We start from the raw sequence: 16340 nt of genomic DNA, 5'->3' as shown, positions 1-16340 counted from the left end.
AAATAAAAAAGTTTTACTTTTGCAGAGCGTTAGAAATAGTTTCTATCGCTCTTTTTTTTAAAGTTCTTTAGAATGATTAACAGAAGACATATTCGTGTTAAAGTAATGCAGTCGGTATATGCGATGCAACAATCGCACAGCGATGATTTAGTTAAGGAAGAAAAATTCTTAAAACACAGCATTCAAAAAATGTACGACTTGTACGTTTTAAATCTTCAATTATTAGTTGAAGTTCAAAAATTAGCTCGAAAGAGAATAGAGCTTTCAAAAAAGAAAATTCTTGCTACTAAAGAAGAACTTAATCCAAATACAAAGTTTATTGACAACAAGGTTTTAAACCAACTTAACGAAAGCGTAAGCTTAGAAGGGTATGTTGAGCTTAATAAATTAAATTATTGGGATCTTGACGATGAGTATGTAAAAATTTTGTTAGATGAATTACAGAAAAGTGACATCTACAAAAAATACATGGACACCGTTGAAGATTCTTTTAATGTAGACCGTGCTTTTGTTATTGACTTTTTTAGAGAAATTGTAGCTCCTAACGAAAAAATAGCGGATTATTTTGAGGATAAAATGATTTCTTGGGTTGACGATATTCCTTTTGTAAACACTTGGGTTTTAAAAACTATTAACAAGCAAAAAGCCAACAAACCTTTTATTTTAGGTAGTTTATATAAAGATAGTGAAGACCAAGCTTTTGTATCCAACTTATTTAACAAAACCATGTTAAATCAGCATAAATACGAAGAAGATATCAAAGAAAAAACACCTAACTGGGAAGCCGATAGAATTGCCGATATTGATATGATTATTATTAAAATGGCTATTACAGAATTTTTACACTTCCCTTCTATTCCAAGTAGAGTTTCTATCAACGAATATATTGAGTTAGCTAAAGACTATTCTACCAATAAAAGTGGTTACTTTATCAATGGTGTTTTAGATAAATTAGCTAAAGACTATCTTAGCTCTAACAAGATGGTAAAAATAGGTAGAGGATTATTATAAAAATTAGTATTTTTACAACAAACAAAAATATTTTACAATGAAGAAAATAGCAGTAGCATTAGCATTTGTTGTTTCAGCAGGAATGTTAGTTTCTTGTGGACAAGGTAATGCTTCATCAAAAGTAAAAAAAGAAAACGTTGAGAACGCAGAAAAAAGAGACAACACTATTAGCCAAGGTGCTCCTGAAATCTCTTTTGACAAAGAAGAATTTGATTTCGGTACAGTTAAAGAAGGTGAAGTTGTTGAAACTACTTTCGTTGTAACCAATACAGGTAAAAGTGATTTAGTAATAACACACGCCCAAGCATCTTGTGGTTGTACGGTTCCTGAATGGACAAAAGACCCAATTGCACCAGGTGAAACAGGTAATATTAAAGTTAGCTTTAACACAAGCGGAAGAACTAACAAACAATCAAAATCTGTTACATTAACTACCAATACTGAGAAAGGTAGAGAAATTATCAAAATTTCTGGTATGGTAACCCCTAAAAATAAAGACGCATAATGTTTACAACCATTTTTTTACAAGCTAGTTCTCAAGAAAGTTTAATGAACATGCTTCCTTTTGTAGCAATGATTGCTGTTTTTTACTTTTTAATTATTCGCCCTCAAATGCGTCGTCAAAAAAAAGAAAAACAGTTTCAAACAGAAATTAAAAAAGGAGCTAAAATTATTACCACAAGTGGTATTCACGGAAAAATAGTTGAAATTAATGATACTGACAATACGGTTTCTATCGAAACTGGTGCTGGTAAAATTAAATTTGAACGTTCTGCAATTTCAATGGAGTTAAGCAAAAAATACAGTGCTGAAAGTAAAAACTAACAGTAATATACTGATATAAAAAAGTGAGCTAATTAGCTCACTTTTTTGTTTTTTATGTAGATTGCATCAATATTTATTTTCTTGAAAAAAAACGTTAACATACCTAAAACCTTTTTTGGTTTTTTAATCGCCTCCATATTTTTCTGGTTACTCATAAACCTTTCAAAAGAATACAATGCAGAGGTAGAGTATGACATTGAATACACTCAATTACCTCAACAAAAAACATTGATTGACGCTCCTTTTAACAAACTAACCTTAAATGTAAAAAGTAGTGGTTATAATTTATTAATGTCTAGCATTAACCACAAACCAATCACGCTACAATTAGACAAAGCGGTTAAAAAAAAGGGAAGCAACTATTATTTTTTATCAAAAAACTTGCATTCTGAAATACAACATCAATTAAAACATAATATTGAGTTAAACAGCATCACGCAAGATACTATTCCAGTAAAAATAGGATTATTGAGTTCTAAAAAAGTTCCGTTAAAACCTAATGTAAACATCTCTTTTCAGTTAGGATACGGTCTTTCAAAACCTTTAAACCTCACACCTGATAGCATTTTAATTTCTGGTGATGAAACTGATGTTAACAAAATAGAGTTTCTAAATCTTGATAGCGCTACTTTAGAGAACATCTCTAAAAACACAAATATCACCTCTTCTATTCTATTTCCTGAAAATATTCAGCTCAAAGCGAGTCATAAATCAGTAGATATTGAATTGTTGGTAGATAAATTTACAGAAGGGGAAATTGAAGTACCTGTATTAGTTAAAAATGCTCCAAAAGGAATTAATATTTTCCCTAAAAAAGTAAAAGTTATTTACAAAGTAGGCTTGAAAAATTTTAATGAAATCACGCCCGATTTATTTAAAATAGAATGTGATTATTTAGACGCTGAAAATAACGAGTTAAACTACCTTACCCCTGAACTTAAGGATACTCCTAATTTAGCTACGGTACTAAGAATAGTGCCCGATAAAATTGACTTTTTAATTTACGAATAATATGGTAGTAGGTTTAACAGGCGGAATTGGTAGTGGAAAATCGACCATTTTAAAAATGTTTTCTGAGTTTAAAAACATTGCTGTTTACATGGCAGATGATGAAGCCAAAAAGCTCATGCATACTTCACCAGTAATTAAATCTCGTTTAATTACTGAATTTGGCAAAGAAACCTACATTAATAACGAATTAAACAGACCATATTTAGCTTCTATCGTTTTTAAAAACAAAGAGAAATTAGCTTTGTTAAACTCTATTGTTCACCCTGTTGTTAATGAACATTTGCAAGCTTTTATCAAACAAAATTCTGACAAAGCTTACGTTTTATATGAAAATGCCATACTTTTTGAAAACGGTAGCGATGCTTTTTGCGATAAAATTATTACTGTTACTGCTCCAGAAGAAGTCAGGATTAACCGAGTTGTAAAAAGAGACAACACTACGATTGAAGAAGTAAAAAACAGGATAAAAAACCAATGGAGCGACACAAAAAAAACACTTCAATCCAATTACATTATTGATAATAAAACACTTAACTACTCCAAAGAACAAGTGTTAAGAATCCATAATTCTTTAACAAAAAGGACTGTATAATTTACGCTTTACTAACCCTAACTGTTAAAACTTTCTTAATTTTACAATAACTTTGTTAATCTAAGTTAAAACATTATATCTCTAACTTATATTAATTTATTTTTGAATAATGGGTAAGAAAATCTTTATTCTCATTGTTGTTTTAATGAGTATTTCTTTAATAGGAATTATCTCTATTCAAGTATATTGGATAAAAGATGCTATAAAAAACAAACAACAACAATTTAAAAATAATGTAACCATTGCTTTAGCTCGTACCTCTGAAAACATAAAAGAGAGAGAGTACTTAGAGTTTCAGCAAAACTATAAAGATTACTTTGAAAGTAACAAACTAAGAACAGAAGCAGAAATAACAACGTTTCTTTTTCAGCAAGTTGATACTGTTAGCAAAACTAAGTTTTCTTTTGGTAGTTCTATTTTAGAAGAAAGTTTTAAAATGCCTGGTGAGTTTGTTGATAATGATTCTATCATTATTAAACGATATTCAGGAAAAGAAGATATTTTCTTTTCTCAGGTTATAAAATCAGAAAACAAAGATTTTAAACCCTTTTTAAGCGAAAACCGTTATTCTGTTTACAAAACTTATCCAAGTTGGAATGATGATGTAATGGAACATGCTTTTCGTAGAAGTAAAAGTATTTACGCAATACATCAAAGAATAAGTAACAAAGAATTAAAATTTATTCTGAAAGATGAATTCGCTAAAATGAACATTACTCAAGATTTTAAGTATGTTGTTTATGAAGACGGATTAGCAACACAACTAAAATCGGGGTATTTTAATATACAGCCAGAAGATATTAACTATCCTCTACTTGAAGATGAAGAAGGAAATAGTAAATATAAATTATATGTAAAATTTCCTGACAAGCGAAAGAACTTGTTATCAGGAATGATGGAAATATTAATACTTTCCTTATTCTTTATAGGAATTATTATTGCTGCTTTTTCAATATCATTATACCAAGTAATACGTCAAAAGAAGATTTCTGAAATAAAAACAGATTTCATCAACAATATGACACACGAGTTTAAAACACCTATTGCAACTATTAATCTTGCTTTAGATGCGATTAAAAACCCAAAGATCATATCTGACAAAGAAAAAATTAAGCGCTATGTGCAAATGATTCGCGATGAAAACAAGCGTATGCACGGGCAGGTAGAAAATGTATTACGAATTTCAAGACTAGAAAAAAATCAACTTGAAATTAGTAAAGATGCAGTTGATATGCATGATATTATTGAAGAAGCTATAGAGCATATTCAATTATTGACTGATGACAAAAAAGGAAGTGTTACAACGCACTTCGAAGCTATTTCAACAGAAGTTTTAGGAAACCAGTTTCACTTAACCAATGTTGTTGTTAACATGTTAGAAAACGCATTAAAATATTCAGAAAACGCACCAAAAATTGATGTATTTACTGAAAGCACAAATAAATACTTTATCTTTAAAATAAAAGACGAAGGGATAGGAATGAGCAGAAATGCTCAAAAATATGTGTTCGATAAATTTTACAGAGAACACAAGGGGAACATTCACAACGTAAAAGGTCATGGTTTAGGATTATCCTATGTTAAAGAAATTATAGACAACCACCAAGGTACCGTTTATGTTGAGAGTGAAAAAGGCAAAGGAAGCACGTTTACAGTTAAATTACCATTAATATAAAAGATTAAGGAATGGGGAGTAAAAAAATATTATTAGTAGAAGACGATCCTAATTTTGGAACAGTTCTTAAAGATTATTTAGCACTTAACGATTACAATGTTACACATGCTAAAGATGGAATCGATGGTTTAATCATGTTTAAAAATGCTGAGTACGACTTATGTATTTTAGATGTTATGATGCCTCGTAAAGATGGTTTTTCTTTAGCTGAAGACATTCGTGCTACAAACAAAGAAATTCCAATTATATTTTTAACTGCAAAAACATTAAAAGAAGATGTTTTAAAAGGTTACCAAGTTGGAGCTGATGATTATTTAAATAAGCCTTTCGATTCTGAAGTTTTATTACACAAAATCAAAGCTATTTTACAACGTAAGGAAACTGAAAAAACAAACGACAGTGACGAGTTCGAATTCAAAATTGGAGGGTTTGACTTTAACTCTAAGTTACGTCACTTAACTTACAAAGGTGGTGAACCTCAAAAATTATCACCAAAAGAAAGTAAGTTATTACGTATGTTAGCTATCCATAAAAATGATTTAATGCCACGTGAATTAGCATTGACAAAAATTTGGAGAGATGACAACTATTTTACTTCTCGTAGTATGGATGTATACATTGCTAAACTTCGTAAATATTTGAAGAATGATGAAAATGTAGAAATCTTAAACATTCATGGTGAAGGTTTTAGATTAATTGACAACAAATAATATCATTTTGAGTCGTCCTAAAATAGGTTGACAGTTTTTATAAAATATTAATTAAACCTTTGAAGCTAGCTTCAAAGGTTTTTTGTTGTGTATAAAGTTAGGTGTTTTCATATTCAAACTCAAGTGTGGTCTTAGATTATTATAAATATTTATTGATTGTTTAATGAGTTTTTCTAATTCCTTACCTGTATTACATTTATAAATTAAAAATTCATGTTTCAAAATTCCATTAATTCTTTCTGCTAGAGCATTTTGATAACAGTCATATCCATCGGTCATTGATGATTTTATTCCTTTTTCGGCTAACTTGTTTTGATATATTGCAGAACAATATTGTAATCCTCTATCAGAATGATGAATCATTGGTTCAGATGTAACTCTATTTTTAATTGCCATAGTTAAGGCTTTAACTACATTTTCTGCACTCATATCATTACTTAAATGGTATCCCATAATTTTTCTACTAAAAGCATCGGTCACCAAAGATAAATAATGGGTTCGTTCTCTACTTTTTACATAGGTAATATCACTAACAAAGTATTGTTCTGGACGCACTATCTTTGTTTCTTTGATTAGATTGGGGTATTTGCGTAACCAATGTTTAGAGTTAGTGGTTTTAGTGTAATTCTTTTTAGGTTTGATTAACATGGATTCTGAGCGTAAATAATCAAATAGGGCATCTCTACCTATTTTTATTTCTTGATTATTAAACTCATCCTTTAGTAAATAATACAACTTTCGAGTACCTATTCTAGGCATTTGCATGCGTATTTTTAGGACTAAAGGTTTAATTTTAGAACGTTTTGCTCTTCGAGTGTTCTCTCGCATAATGCTTTGATAGAATCCTTGTCTTGATATCTCAAACAATCGACAACAACGAGATAAACTTATCCTTTGTTCTTGTCTGATGCCTTGGATTGTTGAGATAAATACTTTTTTCTAATAGAAGTCCCATATTGACTATCAGAAATATCAATCATTTTATTGAGGATCAGGTTCTTTAACTTCTGATCTTCTAATTCTCGTTCTAATCGCTTTATTTTTTGGGCAGGTGTTTCTTTGGATTTTGATTTCATTAGTAAGGCAGGTTTGCTCCAGTCTAAGGTACCATGTTTTCTTAACCAAACCAAAACAGTACTCTTTCCTTGAATACCATACTTCTTTTGAGCTTGTTTATAGGTTAACTCGCCCTTTTCTACTTGAGAAACTACAGCTAATTTAAAGCCTAAATTGTAATCACACTGTGTGCGTTTCTTCTTGGATACATTGCTTTTCATAAAATAAGTCTAAATTGTGTAAACTTATTTCAGGACGAGACATTTTAAATAAAAAAAGCTTAGGTAAACCCTAAGCTTTTTATTATCTAATCTATTTATTTTTCTATCTTGGTCCTGATAATTCTTCAATAGTACTGTACTTTCCTTTATAACTTCCTGTTGCTACACTTCCGTTAACTCTTTTCACTTTAAAACCTAATGAAATATTAGTTTCATTAATTGAATTTATAGTTAAAGTAACTTCATCTCCATTTTCATACTCCATTAGTAATTGTTCATTATCGTATTCTCCTAAAAATTCTCCATCAGTCATAAACTCATACCATAAACTATTTGTTGTATAAGTTTTTGAGGTTAAATTTTCATCACGAACAGCAATTGAAAAGAAATCTACCTCAGTTAAAACTACACCTGAGTTTCGGGCAGCTTCTATATCTTGTTCAGTAATATTTAATAAATGTAACAATATAGTAGTTCTACTATGTTTAGTGAATTTTTCTACGAAAATTGATTCCATCGGATAATTTTTTCCTTCAATTATAAATTGATTTGGTGTTTCTTGAACATCATCAGATGAACAGCTTACATAAAAAACAGTTGCTAAAATAATTGCTAATAAGTAGTTTATTTTTTTCATAATAATATAATTTGACATGCAAAACTACCTTGGTTTTAAAGCATCTAGTTAAATTTACTTCTGAATAGGTTTTATTTCTTTCTAAAAAGTCGTGTTTTCCTTTTAAACTATTTTCTGTTACTTTTTTTATACATTGTAACAATAATTTGAATGAGTCGTCAAATACATATAATCAACAAAATCAAAAAAGCTTGGAAACAATTTTATCTATACAAAACCTCGATAAAAAATACGGAAAAGTTCATGCGGTAAACAACCTCTCTTTTGACATTCAAAAAGGAAATGTTTACGGAATATTAGGTCCTAATGGAAGTGGAAAATCAACCACTTTAGGTATTATTTTAAATGTAGTTAACAAAACCTCAGGAAGTTTTAGTTGGTTTGATGGTAAACTATCTACTCATGAGGCTTTAAAAAAAGTAGGCGCTATTATTGAGCGTCCTAATTTTTATCCTTACATGTCGGCAGTTCAAAACTTACAGCTTATCTGTAAAATAAAGGGTGTTTCGTATGATAAAATAGAAGAAAAATTAAAAATTGTAAACCTTTACGAGCGTAGAAACAGCAAGTTCAGAACTTACTCTCTAGGAATGAAACAACGTTTAGCAATTGCTTCTGCCTTATTAAACGATCCTGAAATATTAATCTTAGACGAACCTACTAACGGACTAGATCCACAGGGGATACATGAGATTCGTCAAATTATAAAAGAAATTGCTCAAAACGGCACGACTATTTTACTTGCCTCACACTTACTTGATGAAGTAGAAAAAGTATGTTCTCATGTGGTAGTAATAAGAAACGGTGTAAAATTATACAGTGGTAGGGTTGATGAAATGACAGCTTCAAATGGATTTTTCGAGCTACAAGCCGAAGATCAAAACAAGCTTAAACAACTTTTAGAAAATCACTCTTCAATAGGAACTATTAACAGTGAAAATGGAGTTTTAATTGCGAATTTATCTTCTGAATTGTCTGCCTCAGAAATTAATAAATTTCTATTTGACAACGGAATTTCTCTTTCGCATTTAGTAAAACGTAAACCTAGTTTAGAGCAACAATTCTTAGACCTTACCAACAACCAATAAACTTACATCATGCTACGACTTTTAAATATAGAATTACATAAATTAAAATATAACAGAGCTAGTAAAGTTCTTTCAATTATTTATTTCGCCCTATTAACATCTATTGCCTTAATTGCTGCAATAAAATTTGATATAGGTCCGATTAAGTTTCATTTAGCAGAACAAGGTATTTTCAATTTTCCTTACATCTGGCACTTTAATACCTATATAGCTGCAACTTTTAAATTTTTCTTACTATTAGTTATTGTTTCTATGATGGCTAATGAGTATAGCTATAAAACGTTAAAACAAAATTTAATTGATGGTTTAAGTAAAAAAGAGTTTATTCTTTCTAAATTCTACACTGTTATTGCTTTTGCTTTTATTTCTACTCTATTTGTATTTATTGTTTCATTGATTCTTGGGGCTATTTATTCAGATTTTAATGAAATGTCTATTATTTTTTCAGATTTAGGTTACTTAGTTGCTTTTTTCATAAAACTATTAGGCTTTTTCTCTTTTGGTTTATTTTTAGGAATTTTAATTAAGCGATCAGCATTTGCAGTAGCAGCTATGATTGTTTGGTTAATTGTTGAAAGTTTAATTAAAGGCTACTTGTATTGGACTTTTAGAGATGTAAAAACAGGAACTGATGAAGCAGTAAACAGTGTCATGCAATTTTTTCCTTTAGAATCAATGGCTAACTTAATTAAAGAACCTTTTACTAGATTAGGAGCTGTAAAATCGGTAGCAAGTCAAATAGGAGAAAACTTTACTAAAGACTATTCTGTTAGCTTATTCAACATAACAATTGTGTTAATTTGGACAGCTATTTTTATTTATTCATCATACGCTTTGTTAAAAAAAAGAGATTTATAGAGGGTTTTATGTAATTTAGCTGTTTTATCTGTATAAAAATTTATTTAAATGGTAAAACAACTACTTTTTGTATTTCTGTGTATAAGCTCACTTTCTATTTATAGTCAAAAAGAAGCCAATGTTTGGTATTTTGGAAACAACGCTGGAATTGATTTTAATGGAACTCCAATCGCTTTAACAAATGGCGCATTAAATACCGAAGAAGGTTGTTCTACTATTTCAGATGAAGACGGAAATCTTTTATTTTATTCTGATGGAATTAAAGTATGGACAAAAAACCACGAATTAATGAGATATTATAATGGGCAACTTGCTAATAATTTACAAGGAAATCCATCAAGTTCTCAATCTGGTTTAATTGTACCTGCTCCAGAAAATAAAAACATATACTATATTTTCACTGTAGGAACCGATTATATCCCTAATAATTCTGGATACCCAAGAAATCCTGGTTTTAACTTTTATACTATTGATGTTTCTCAAGGAAATGGAGGTGAAATTATAGCGGGACCTATGAGCCTTTCTGACAACAGAAATTGGGAATGGTCTGAAAAAGTTACAGCTGTACAAGGAAAAGACTGTACAGAAATTTGGGTTCTATCTATTGTAGAAGACACTTTTTATGCTTATAAAATTGATCAAAACGGTGTAGACCATTTGAATCCTGTTATTTCTAAATCTTCTTATATTTTACAAGATAAAAGAGGATATTTAAAAGTATCGCCTGATGGAACAAAAGTAGCTTTGGCCGACTTTACAGCTAGTCAAAATACAGGAAACGGTCGTTTGGTATTGTATGATTTTGATAACGTCACTGGAAAAATTACTTCATCAGGAGAAACATTAACTACTCCTTCTGTTGATGGAGTACCTTATGGTGTTGAATTTTCCCCACAATCATCCAAACTTTATGCTTCATTATTTGTTCCTCCATTTACCTTTAGTATTCTCCAATTCGACTTACTTGATAAAGATGTAGCGCAAACAAAAGCTCAAATATGGAGAGGATCTGGGTATAGAGGCGCTTTACAACTAGCTTCAGATGGAAAAATATACAGTTCTATTCCTGATAAGTCATATTTAGGCGCCATTGAAAACCCTGATGAAAGCGCAAAAAACGTTACATACAAACCAGTAGCTATTGATTTAGGAAGAGGAAGAACCTCTCAGGGCTTACCTCCTTTTATCCAATCATTTTTTGCTCCTGTTAAGTTATTGAATGCTGACTCTAATGCTGTATTAAGTAACACAAATCAAGTATTTTGTATAGGAGATAGCTATGAGATAATTCCTGAAATTAATAACCCAAACGATAGTTATACATGGTCAAAAGACGGAACAGTAATAGCTAACACAAGAACACTAACTGTAGATAACGCAAATTTTGGAAGCGGTTTATACGAAGTTAAAATAGAGTCTAATTCATATTGTAAAAAAACATATACAGGTAAAGTTCAAGTTACTTTCGAACCTAAACCTACTATTAATACAATTCAACCTTATATACAATGTGACTTCGATGATAATCCTTATGACGGATTTGCCACCTTTAACCTTGAGCTTTTAGAAGCTTCTTTAGTTGATGATTCTTCTAATATTTCAATAGACTTTTTTGAAGCCTCTGACAATAACTTTTCAAGACCTCTTAACAAAAACAACTATATTAATTCAGTAGCTATAAATCACTCAATAGTAGTAAAAGTAACAAACAATACTACAAACTGTTATCAAACTCAGGTTATCGATTTACAGGTAAATCCTACAGGATTAAATTTTTACTCTGATGAACATGTTAGTGAGTTAGATCAAAATGCTTCAAATTCAGATGCTAAATTTAGTATTGGTACAGATAATGGCTTTTTTGATTTCTCTGTTAAAACTCAACAAATAATCAATAGTTCTGGAGGAGCCTTATCGCAAACTACTCACGATTTTCAATATTACAGAACTGTAGAAGACGCCTCTTTACAAACAAATCAAATTCTCCCTCCTTATGAAGATCATTTATTTACTAATAATTCTGATGTCTATGTAAGGATTTCTAACAAAGGAACAACATCTTGTGAAACTGTTGGGAATTTTAAAATACTTGTAGAAAAAATCCCTATTCCACAAGGAAATCTAAACGAAGAAATTTTATGCGTAGACAACCCCAGATTGACCCCTCAACCTCATACTATAGCTTTAAATGCTGATACTGGAAACACCACAGACACTTATAAATGGTACTTAAATGGTAATTTAATTCCAAACGAAACCTCAGCCATTTATAATGCTAATTCAGCAGGTGAATACAAAGTTGAAGCATACAGAAAGTATCCTAACATAAATACCCCATCCATGGGATATAACACTTTTTTTGTCAAAGAATCCAATCAAGCATTAATTGTTAATATCAAATCTGTGGACGACCAAGACAATCCAGATAGTAATAAAATAGAAATTACTGTAGATGGAATTGGAGATTATGAATATGCTCTGAACAGCACTAATTTTGGTGATTTTGTCAAAGGAGACGAAAACCTAACATATACCTTTACCAATATTCCTCCTGGATTGAATTTTATTTCTGTTAGAGATCGAAATGGGTGTGGCGTTGTATCTTCTGATCAAATTTCAACCATATACTTTCAACGTCATTTTACTCCAAATGGAGATGGTCATTTTGACACATGGAAAGTATTAGGCGTTAATAACGATTACTACGATATTTTAAAAGTTCAAATTTTTAATCGTTTTGGGAAATTGATTAGTGAAATTACTGATAAAAATCACCCTGGTTGGGACGGAGTTTACAATGGCTCTACCCTACCTACAAATGATTATTGGTACAATGCAGAATTAATAGATAAAAACGGTAAGGTTAGAAAAAAGACAGGACATTTTTCTTTACTTAGAAAGTAAAAACTCCTAAATAAATTACAATTAATACGGATAGATTTTCAGTAAAACTATCCGTATTTTTGTTGAATGAACTTTGAATTAAACTCTGAATTTAAACCTACTGGTGATCAACCACAAGCAATCAAACAGTTGGCTAACGGAATTTTAGCCGATGAAAAGTACCAAACACTTTTAGGTGTTACAGGTTCTGGTAAAACGTTTTCAATAGCCAATGTTGTAGCCGAAGTAAATCGACCTACATTAGTATTGGCTCATAACAAAACCTTAGCTGCTCAGTTGTATTCAGAGTTCAAACAGTTCTTTCCAAACAATGCTGTGGAATATTTCGTTTCGTATTATGATTACTATCAACCTGAAGCCTATATTCCTGTTACTGGAACCTATATTGAGAAAGATTTATCCATCAACGATGAAATAGAGCGTTTGCGAATTAGCACCTCTTCCTCCCTACTTTCTGGGCGTCGAGATGTATTGGTGGTAGCCTCAGTGTCTTGTTTGTATGGTATTGGGAATCCTACGGAATTCAAAAAGAATGTGATTATTATTGAAGTTGACCAACAAATTTCACGTACTAAATTCTTACATCGTTTAGTAACAAGTTTGTATGCACGTACCGAAGTTGAAATAAAAAGTGGAACTTTCAAAGTAAAAGGTGATGTCGTTACCATTTATCCTTCTTATGGTGATAATGGATATAAAATTCACTTTTTTGGGGATGAAATTGAAGAAATTGAAACCTTCGATATTGAAACTAACGAAGTTATTACGCGGTTAGACAAACTGAATATTTATCCTGCTAACTTATTCGTAACCTCTCCTGATGTGCTTCAAAATGCCATTCATCAAATTCAAGATGATATGGTAAAACAGGTAGATTACTTCAAAGAAATTGGGAAACATTTAGAAGCGAAACGTTTGCAAGAACGTACCGAATTCGACTTAGAAATGATTCGCGAATTAGGCTATTGTTCAGGAATTGAGAACTATTCTCGTTATTTAGACGGACGAGAAGCGGGCACACGACCTTTCTGTTTGTTAGATTACTTTCCTGATGATTATTTAATGGTGATTGATGAAAGCCACGTAACTGTACCGCAAGTTCATGCGATGTACGGTGGAGATAGAAGCCGAAAAGAAAACTTAGTAGAATACGGATTCCGTCTTCCAGCCGCTATGGATAACCGTCCGTTAAAGTTTGAAGAATTTGAAGCGCTGCAAAATCAAGTGATTTATGTTTCGGCAACTCCAGCTGATTACGAATTACAAAAAACTGAAGGTTTATTTGTAGAGCAAGTGATTCGACCTACAGGATTGTTAGATCCAGAAATTGAAGTTCGACCAAGTTTGAATCAAATTGATGATTTAATTGAAGAAATTCAAATTCGTATCGAAAAAGACGAACGTACTTTGGTAACCACACTTACCAAACGTATGGCAGAAGAATTGGCAAAGTATTTAACCCGTATTCAAGTGCGTTGTCGTTATATTCATTCTGATGTTGACACCTTAGAACGTGTAGAAATTATGCAAGACTTACGTAAAGGCTTGTTTGATGTACTCATCGGAGTTAACCTTCTAAGAGAAGGATTAGATCTTCCTGAGGTTTCCTTAGTCGCTATTTTAGATGCCGATAAAGAAGGTTTTTTACGTTCGCACCGTTCGTTAACACAAACCGTTGGACGTGCTGCACGTAACGTAAATGGTAAAGCAATTATGTATGCTGATAAAATTACCAACAGTATGCAACTCACCATTGACGAAACCAACCGTAGACGCGAAAAACAAATCAACTATAATACTGCTCACGGAATTACTCCGAAACAAATCAATAAAAAGATAGACAACACTTTATCTAAAAATGCGATTACTTCGTATCATTACGACAATGCTACCCAAAAAGCTGCTGAGCAAGATTTAGAATATTTACCAAAACAAGAAATAGAAAAACGCATACGCAACAAACGTAAACAAATGGAAGAAGCCGCCAAAGCTTTAGACTTTTTAGTAGCTGCTCAGTTACGAGATGAAATTGAAGTTTTGAAAGAAAACTTATAATCCTCACACATAAACCACTGACAACCGTACAATTGACGTACTAAAAGTAAGTCAGTGACTTACTAAAAGTAGGTCACTGACTTACCTGTTTCTAATTTTTTATGCTTTACTTTGGAGTCAAGTAGCAGTATATTAAGTTTTTACGCTAAAAATGTTAAAGAAAACTCAGGGATACCCCTGAGAAGAACTTAAAACGACTAGGGAAAACCCTTATTGTGTAAAAAACCATGAACAACTACTTTTAAATAAAAATTATAACTAATTTTAAAACTATAAATAGTATGGAACAAGGAAAAAAACAAATTACAAACCTTTTAAAACTAGGTGTTTTCCTGTTTGGAATTTCGCTGTTGCTATGGAATTGTGAAAATGAAAATATGGATATTGATAATCAACAAAATGCTAAAATTCAAGAGCAATTCACGTTAGAGAACTTTGAGGATGAATTTGTAAAAAACAATTTAGTAGTTGATTGGGATAATTACATAAAGATTGATAATAAATTAAATAATGTAATTACATATGAATTTAACACTTTTCTTACAGGTAAAAGCACTCCTCCTAATAAAGGACAAAACCTATTTTATAGGTACAAGGTACTTGCTACAGAAAAATCTTTAAACGAATTTTCTTTTAACATTATAAAGTTTGTTGCTAACTCTAAAAAAGAAGTTGAAGAAGCTTCCTATATACAAACCAATACTTTTACTGGTACCATACAGGAGTATAATCTTTTAGGAGAAACAATTAAAATAGAAGCCTATAAAAAAGGAGAATTAGTTAGTGAAATAGATAACAAACTCAAAATACATAATAATTATGCTTCTAAAACCCCTTATATGGGTAGATATATACTTGTCGTTACCGATTATTATGTAGATTGGTATAAAGGAGGGGGCGATGGAAATTTTGTATATATGTTAAGTTCATATGAATCAACATCAGTAGAATACGTATATATAGAAGATGAGTATACTGGAGGTGATGGAGGCGATACACAAACATATCATTCCCATTATGATGCCCCTCATGGTCCTTCACTCGGGTTAAACAACCACTCTGTAGAAAAAATTTTAGATAATACTAGAAATCCTTGTGTAAGTACAATTATAAAAGAATTACAGAAAAAAGACATGAAGGGCGCTTTAGTACCCGATTTAGAAGGAAAAGGACATTTATCGCAAACGATTTTAGATTTGTTTGACCATTCTCAAACTTATAACTTAACTTTTAATGTAGGGCAATTAAATACATTAGGCTCTGGTGTAAGTGGCAACACCAAAGGTTTTGATATCACGTTAGATACCGACTTAGTAAAAGATGCCACAAAGTTATTTATAGCTAAAACTGTTATACACGAAAGTTTACATGCCTACATTCATTATATAATGAGAGAAAATCCAGGGTCTACGATGACAAGTACGTTAAAAAAGTATTTCAGTAAATATAACAGTTCTAATTTAACAGAACATGAGTTTATGGGACAGTATGTAGAAGCTTTAGCGTACTCTCTTTCTTCTTACGATAACCATCAACAACCTATGGACTATTATAAAGCCTTATCTTGGGCAGGCTTAGAAAGTTCAAGTGCTTATCAAGCACTATCAAATAAAACACAAATTGAAAAAATCATAAAAAATGAAAGACTTGCAAACAATAATGCGAAAAGTACTAAATGTTAATTTGTAATAATACTT

General features: G+C 31.1%; 14 protein-coding genes. 12 read left to right on the top strand and 2 right to left on the bottom strand.

Going from position 1 to position 16340, the window contains the following annotated elements:
* Positions 1–72: 72 nt before the first annotated feature.
* From nusB to ACR9ES_RS13130, 7 genes are all read left to right on the top strand, one after another.
* A complete protein-coding gene (gene nusB / locus ACR9ES_RS13160; RefSeq protein ID WP_435254511.1) occupies positions 73–1011 on the top strand; it encodes a transcription antitermination factor NusB in 939 nt (312 codons plus the stop codon).
* Between the two features lie 37 nt (positions 1012–1048).
* The gene (locus ACR9ES_RS13155) at positions 1049–1516 is read left to right on the top strand and encodes a DUF1573 domain-containing protein (RefSeq protein ID WP_435254510.1); all 468 of its coding nucleotides are present in this window, start codon (positions 1049–1051) and stop codon (positions 1514–1516) included.
* The gene (yajC, locus tag ACR9ES_RS13150) at positions 1516–1836 is read left to right on the top strand and encodes a preprotein translocase subunit YajC (RefSeq protein WP_435254509.1); all 321 of its coding nucleotides are present in this window, start codon (positions 1516–1518) and stop codon (positions 1834–1836) included. Before ACR9ES_RS13155 ends, yajC begins: the two co-directional genes overlap by 1 nt.
* A gap of 81 nt (positions 1837–1917) precedes the next feature.
* Positions 1918–2847: a hypothetical protein gene (locus tag ACR9ES_RS13145; protein ID WP_435254508.1), complete on the top strand. Its 930-nt coding sequence runs from the start codon at positions 1918–1920 to the stop codon at positions 2845–2847.
* Position 2848: 1 nt separating this feature from the next.
* The gene (gene coaE, locus ACR9ES_RS13140) at positions 2849–3439 is read left to right on the top strand and encodes a dephospho-CoA kinase (protein ID WP_435254507.1); all 591 of its coding nucleotides are present in this window, start codon (positions 2849–2851) and stop codon (positions 3437–3439) included.
* 109 nt (positions 3440–3548) lie between these two features.
* The gene (locus ACR9ES_RS13135; protein ID WP_435254506.1) at positions 3549–5114 is read left to right on the top strand and encodes a sensor histidine kinase; all 1566 of its coding nucleotides are present in this window, start codon (positions 3549–3551) and stop codon (positions 5112–5114) included.
* 11 nt (positions 5115–5125) lie between these two features.
* Complete coding sequence (locus tag ACR9ES_RS13130) at positions 5126–5824, top strand: response regulator transcription factor (RefSeq protein WP_274634651.1); 699 nt, start codon at positions 5126–5128, stop codon at positions 5822–5824.
* 51 nt (positions 5825–5875) lie between these two features.
* On the opposite strand, the gene ACR9ES_RS13125 is transcribed toward ACR9ES_RS13130, so the two are convergent.
* A protein-coding gene (locus tag ACR9ES_RS13125) for an IS3 family transposase (RefSeq protein ID WP_435254505.1) occupies positions 5876–7101 on the bottom strand; the annotation gives its coding sequence in 2 pieces (ribosomal slippage) (positions 5876–6747 and positions 6747–7101; 1227 coding nt in all).
* Positions 7102–7204: 103 nt separating this feature from the next.
* Positions 7205–7738, bottom strand: a complete 534-nt coding sequence (locus tag ACR9ES_RS13120) for a hypothetical protein (protein WP_435254504.1) — start codon at positions 7736–7738, stop codon at positions 7205–7207.
* Between the two features lie 191 nt (positions 7739–7929).
* On the opposite strand from ACR9ES_RS13120, the gene ACR9ES_RS13115 reads away from it, so the two are divergent.
* From ACR9ES_RS13115 to ACR9ES_RS13095, 5 genes are all read left to right on the top strand, one after another.
* Entirely contained in the window at positions 7930–8826 is an 897-nt protein-coding gene (locus ACR9ES_RS13115) for an ABC transporter ATP-binding protein (protein ID WP_408035139.1), read from the top strand.
* A 9-nt stretch (positions 8827–8835) separates the two neighbouring features.
* Positions 8836–9684, top strand: a complete 849-nt coding sequence (locus tag ACR9ES_RS13110; protein WP_435254503.1) for an ABC transporter permease — start codon at positions 8836–8838, stop codon at positions 9682–9684.
* 48 nt (positions 9685–9732) lie between these two features.
* Positions 9733–12588, top strand: a complete 2856-nt coding sequence (locus ACR9ES_RS13105; protein ID WP_435254502.1) for a T9SS type B sorting domain-containing protein — start codon at positions 9733–9735, stop codon at positions 12586–12588.
* Positions 12589–12654: 66 nt separating this feature from the next.
* Positions 12655–14643, top strand: a complete 1989-nt coding sequence (uvrB, locus tag ACR9ES_RS13100) for an excinuclease ABC subunit UvrB (protein ID WP_435254501.1) — start codon at positions 12655–12657, stop codon at positions 14641–14643.
* Positions 14644–14924: 281 nt separating this feature from the next.
* Positions 14925–16325, top strand: a complete 1401-nt coding sequence (locus ACR9ES_RS13095; RefSeq protein ID WP_435254500.1) for a hypothetical protein — start codon at positions 14925–14927, stop codon at positions 16323–16325.
* Positions 16326–16340: the final 15 nt, after the last annotated feature.

It is taken from the genome of Tenacibaculum sp. A30, from assembly GCF_051200845.1.
In the GTDB taxonomy this organism is placed as follows: Bacteria; Bacteroidota; Bacteroidia; order Flavobacteriales; family Flavobacteriaceae; genus Polaribacter.
Note: the sequence above shows the minus strand (reverse complement) of the source record. Positions and strands in the feature narration are given on the sequence as shown.